Origin of the sequence: Porcibacter vitabionis (genome assembly GCF_046263795.1) — a bacterium.
GTDB lineage: Bacteria > Bacillota > Clostridia > Lachnospirales > Lachnospiraceae > Lachnocurva.
The window spans coordinates 1-5863 of sequence record NZ_JBJYZD010000021.1; the positions used below are offsets into that span (position 1 = coordinate 1).

General features: G+C 39.4%; 5 protein-coding genes and 1 pseudogene. All 6 read left to right on the forward strand.

Annotated features, from left to right (window positions below; translation table 11 throughout):
* Nucleotides 1-108 precede the first annotated feature (108 nt).
* Nucleotides 109-1518, forward strand: coding sequence for a glycoside hydrolase family 99-like domain-containing protein (locus tag ACKX2L_RS11255; RefSeq protein WP_497552157.1), 1410 nt, complete (start codon nt 109-111; stop codon nt 1516-1518).
* Nucleotides 1511-3226: a radical SAM protein gene (locus tag ACKX2L_RS11260; protein ID WP_497552156.1), complete on the forward strand. Its 1716-nt coding sequence runs from the start codon at nt 1511-1513 to the stop codon at nt 3224-3226. The genes ACKX2L_RS11255 and ACKX2L_RS11260 overlap by 8 nt, the downstream gene beginning before the upstream one ends.
* Nucleotides 3227-3363: 137 nt before the next feature.
* Complete coding sequence (locus ACKX2L_RS11265; RefSeq protein WP_497552155.1) at nt 3364-3933, forward strand: hypothetical protein; 570 nt, start codon at nt 3364-3366, stop codon at nt 3931-3933.
* A gap of 44 nt (nt 3934-3977) precedes the next feature.
* A complete protein-coding gene (locus tag ACKX2L_RS11270; protein ID WP_497552154.1) occupies nt 3978-4913 on the forward strand; it encodes a CatB-related O-acetyltransferase in 936 nt (311 codons plus the stop codon).
* A gap of 15 nt (nt 4914-4928) precedes the next feature.
* Nucleotides 4929-5066 (forward strand): annotated as a pseudogene (locus tag ACKX2L_RS11275) (KilA-N domain-containing protein); the annotation flags it as partial.
* Nucleotides 5035-5424 (forward strand): hypothetical protein, encoded by a 390-nt coding sequence (locus ACKX2L_RS11280; protein WP_497553309.1) that lies wholly within the window; start codon nt 5035-5037, stop codon nt 5422-5424. The pseudogene ACKX2L_RS11275 and the gene ACKX2L_RS11280, both read left to right, overlap by 32 nt.
* Nucleotides 5425-5863 lie beyond the last annotated feature (439 nt).

Sequence of the window (5863 nt, forward strand, 5' to 3'; positions counted from 1 at the left end):
GATTTGGGCTCTGGAACTCATTGTCAGCCTCCTCACAAGTGAATAGAGTAAAATGCTTACAATCTCACATTTTAGGAGGCTTTCTGTTGGCGGTAAATCCGCCCTTAGATAAATCGCTTACATTACTATGACCTGATGGATCAGTCTGTTATGCGTCAGCAGGCAGAACTGATGAAGAAGTATGGCATAGACGGCATGTGCTTCTATCATTACTACTTTAAGGATGGAAGGAAGATCTTAGAAAAGCCTGCTGAGAATCTGTTGAAATGGCAGGATATAGATATGCCGTTCTGCTTTTCGTGGGCTAATGAATCCTGGGTTAGGTCCTGGAGCAAAATGTCAGAAGGTGAGGGTAACCCATGGTCAGCCAAATTTGACAGGAAGTATACAGGAGAAGGCGAATCTGGAATTCTGCTGGAACAGGATTATGGAAAAAGACAAGACTGGATAAAACATTATGATTATTTAAGACCATTCTTTACAGACTCCAGATATATCAGAGTCGGAAACAGACCTGTATTTATGATTTATAAGCCGGACAAAATTTCGTGTATTTATGATATGCTTGAAGTGTGGAATGAACTGGCTAGAGAAGATGGGTTCGATGGAATTTTCTCTATAGGAACTAATACCAGGGATTATCAAAAAAAGGGTTTGTCTGGCAGTACACTTCAGGAACCTCAGGACACGATCAGCAGGTTTTTCACATCCAGATATCAGAATGACAAGAACGTCATGTTGGCAATAGATTATTCTGATATTAGTGACAGATTGATATACAAACCAACAGAAGAAGGACAGTGTCTGGGTGCCTTTCCTGGATATGACGATACACCGCGAAGAGAACGCGGCGGTACAGTGATCTATGGTCGTAGACCGGAATTATTCGAAAACCAGATGGGTAAGATAATTGAAAAGGCCAGTGAAAATCATGCTCCTTTTATTTTTATAAATGCCTGGAACGAATGGGGAGAGGGGATGTACTTAGAGCCTGATGAAAAGTATGGATATGGTTTTTTGCAGGCTGTATTAAATGCCAGAAGCGGTAAAGCAAGTAATCAAGATAATGATTCGAAGAAGCAGTTGCAGATCTTATCCGATGAAAACAGAGAGCTTCAGCTTAAATGCGATAGATATAAAGGTTACTGGGAAATCATGGATGAGTGGATACGCCTCATGGAAAATGATGAGAAGATATCATACGGATTTCCAGATAGTTCAGGAAATCGGGTTATGATATATGGCCTTGGAATGCTGGGCAAGCACCTTATGAACCAGCTGAAAAAGGAAAAAGTCAATCTGGTAGCAGCGATAGATAATAAGGGCGGAACGAACCCTGATGTAAAGATTTATAAACCTGATGATAAACTGCCTGATGCAGATCTGTTAATTGTAACAGTTCAATATGACTATCAGAGGATAAAAGAAAGCCTTTCTACTAGCGTCGGACGTGGCTGCACTATTGTGTCATTAGAGGAAGTATTGAGGACAGCCTTGGAGAGGAAAGAACATGAATAAAAACCTGAAGTATGCTTTATATGGGGTAAACAGGGTCTCAAAAGATTTCCTGTATATTTTTGATGATTTGGATATTATTGAATGTTTTGCCTCAGAGAATGAAAATGCAGATGATTTTAAAAAAATATTTTCCTTTCCTGCCAGAATGGATATTGAGATTGCAGCAAACAGACGTGATTTTGATGCGATCATCGTATGCGATTTTGACAAAGCAGATAAAACGAGATTTTTAAATAATCTGGGGTATAAGTATGGCAGGGATTTCTTTTATGAAGAGGATTTCTTCGACGATCTTGATGAGAATATCGTAAACCCGGAGAATAGACCCTTATTGATATGGGGGTGCGGTCGCAAGGGAGAGGCCTTCATCAGACGGAACAAATGGTTTCCGGTAGAAAAAGTAATAGATTCATATTCCAAAGAAGATAATATTCATGGATATAAGATAGTACGACCAGGTGATATTTCAGACTGGTCAAAATATTTTGTTGTGGTTTCTGTTGTAAACAATAAGGATATTATAGATTTTCTTTCAGGGATGAATCTGAAGCCGGGAATTGATTTTTGTGAATTCGATGATTTTGTGTCATGTCCCAGCAGGATGCTGAGACAGACGATATTTGAAAGTCAGGTATATGATTTTAACTGCACTACAATGTTAAACCATGCAGAAATAGGTTATTGTGGAGACATGATAGGCTGTTGTTCCACTTTCATTGATAATCATATCGGTAAGATGAACAGTGAGCATAGTTTTTCATCCTTATGGAAATCGAATGTTCATAAGGTTATGTGTCTGTCAAATGTCAACAGGACATATTCTTTCTGCAGAACAGATATGTGCCCTCTATTCATTGGAAGATCGCAAAGTACCGATTATCGACTTTCTGTGCCATATGAAAAAATGGAGCAAACACCCGGGACAGTATCTGTAGGGTTTGATTATACGTGCAATCTCAAATGTATAACCTGTCGGGAGGAATACAGGTTTGCAGAAGGAGATGAAAAGAATAAAATTCAACAGGTTGCGGATGTATTCAAGCGTGATGTATTACCGGGATGTGAATTTTTGATAATGGCTGGCGATGGAGAAGTATTGATGTCCAAAGCCTACCAGTCAATATATGATAGTTCAACCATGAAAAACATCAAATATTTCAGATTGCTGACAAATGGTCTTCTGTTTACGCCAGAGAAGTGGCAGGAACTCAGGTCGCATACTGATGCCAAAATCATGATGACAGTATCTATCGATGCGGCTACGCCGAAAACATATGAGAAAATCAGGAGAGGTGGCAGATGGAATGTATTGCAGAAAAATATGGAGTATGCTGCGCACTTAAGATCGTGCGGTGAGCTGTCGTATTTAAGGTTCAACTTTGTAGTGCAAAGGATGAATTATCGCGAGATGCCTCTATTTGTCAAATGGGGTAGACAGCTGGGCATAGATGAGGTGTTCTTTACAAAGATACTAAACTGGGGCACTTACAGCAAATCTGATTTTAAACAGATCAGTATGATGGAGGAAGATGGAATTACTCCCAAGCCTGAGCTGGAAGAAATATTAAATGACCCGATAATGAAGAATAAAATAGTTGATTTAGGTACAATAAAAGCGCATCACGAGGCAGTACAGTTACAAGATATAGACAACTATTATCGCTGGGAACTGGAACGCAAGGTGGGAAACCTTTTTGACACTAAGTAGTTATATGCGGATGCATTACTGAAGATATAGTAAGAACATCGATCATGGAGACAATACAATCGATATACAAATGGCTGGATAGCAGCGGTGACACAATACGTCATCTTCTTGAATACTATCTTGATCATGGGAAATAGATGATGCTCTGGGGTGCTGGGAATCGTGGAACGGCCTTTCTACAGCGATTTGATTCAAATGCAGAGCATCTTAGCGGGGTATATGATATGTACCCGGCAAAACATGGAGTAACGCTTGGTACGGGACACCGTGTTTATGATCCCGGAGAAAGAGAATGCGATGTGATTTTTGTGCTCTCAAATGCGGTAGAGCGGTTCGCACGCCAATATATCAGTAAGCATCATCGAAAAGGAAAAATTATTGATGTGACAGATATTATCTTTGGCAATCTGTCGATGAAGGATATTATAAACGATGAGGTAAATGAAGAGGATATTGATTTTAGGTCAGTGCGGGCGGAAAAAATCTGCGGACTGGTTATCATGTATAACCCGAAAATAGAGAATTTTTCATATGCCAGACAGTTTGCCGAGGATTTGGATCATCTGCTTCTTTTCGATAATTCTCGGGAAGATAGTCAAACACTATTTGAACAGTTGGATTTTCCTGAGAATACTGAATATCATTGGAATAATGGTGAAAGCATCGGACTGGGAGAGCCAATAAACAGACTGGCTTCCGGAGAATGACTGATTTATGAAATGTTGAAAAATTATGAGGAGCTTATACCTTGTTGTCAAACGAAGATTTTTTGAAAATATGCAGCTCAAAAATCAGCAACATAAAAAATAGACTGCTGGAAAAGGACAATATATGGATATATGGGGCCGGTGAGGGCGGCAGGATTATCAAGACGATTCTTGAAGAAGCAGACATTAGTTTTGAAGGTTTTATTGATATTAGAGCAGATAAAATCGGATGGATTGATGAGTATGTTGTAAAAAAACCTGAAAAGATAAATGTAGAGAGAGCATATTTCATTATCAGTCTACGCGGCTATGATGAAAGTGCTGTCAATACATTAACATCGATGGGGATAGATCTACAAAATATATATTATCCGGTATGTGGCGAGGAGCTAAATAAGGAAGATGTTTTATACAAGGATTGCAGAATAGGGAGATATACGTATGGTTATGAGAAATTACTGGAATCATTCCCAGGAGCCACAGAAATCGGAAGATATTGTTCAATAAACTCGACCGCAAGAATATGGGACAATCATTCTCTTGACTGTGTGACGACTTCTCCGCTGTTGGATCATCCTACGTTTATGGATTGGGATATGTACTTGCAAGTAGAGCAGATGGCTAGGAAGTATGGAAAGCACAATGAGAATGTAAAGTGTGAAAGAAGCCATATAAGAAACAATAAACCGGTGGTTATAGGAAATGATGTATGGATAGGAGCAAATGTAATTATTCTTCCAGGAGTTGAGATAAAGGATGGAGCTGTGATTGCGGCGGGAGCTGTAGTGACACGGAATGTTCCTGCTTATGCGATAGTTGGTGGAGTTCCCGCGAAAATACTTAAGTATCGATTTGATGAAAAGATAATAGATGAACTATTGAAGATTAAATGGTGGGAATGGCCACATGATAAGATCATTGAGAATATGGAGCTTTTATATCAGCCGGAATTATTTGTGAGAACGCATTCAAAAGTATAATCCGTGCAAGTGTGTGAACTTCACAATTCCAATTTTAAACCTATCGAATTCGATAGATTTAAAGCGGAATCTGGAGATAATGCTTTTACATTGACACCTCAGCAGTGGATAAAGGCAACGGATGCAATCGGTATCGTATCAAAATCGGGACGAAGATATCTGGTGCCAGGCACTGTCATCCGAATATAAACTTATCGTCTATGTGAACTCGCAGATAAAAGATGAAACTTCTCTCGGAAAGCTGATGCATGATTTCGCTTGTATAGAGGCGAAGGATATGTACTATCAGGTGCTGGCTGATCGGGTTAGATATTTCAAAGAAGATAAGAAAGGAGTGGCGGTTATGTGCAAGGCTATGGAAGATATGAGAAATGAAACTGCTAGAGAAAATACACTGCAAATAGCTAACAATATGCTAGGTATGAAGAAATTCACCTACGAAGACATTGCAAGAGCAACCGGATTGACTGTAGATGAGATTAAGGAGCTGGACTCAAAGAAGTCCGCTTGATGTTTTTGACCGATAAGGTCGCCTTGATGGCAATCCTCTTAAGGCGGGGTGTGGTTAGGTCATGCACCTATTTGTAATATCATCTATGATCAAGGAGTGACGGTTATGTGCAAGGCTATGGAAGCTATGAGAAAATAGCTCAATATTCAGGATTAACCGTTGATGAAGTAAAGGAATTAGCGGTCAAACAGCCCGCATAAAAATTCAAATCAGCATTTCTAAAGAAGATCCAGCCGTTCCTTTTAGATTGGGGACGGCTGTTTTTTATGCCGTAAGTCCTCAAACATGAGTATTTAATCAAAGAAAACCCTGATAGAATCAGGGCTTCTTGAGAATAGATCTGTACTTTGAAAATTTAAGATTTTTTTGGCCTATTGATCTGGCTCAGACAATTCTTCTGAATTCGTTTGGACCAGGGAAGAAGATCATCCAGATAAGA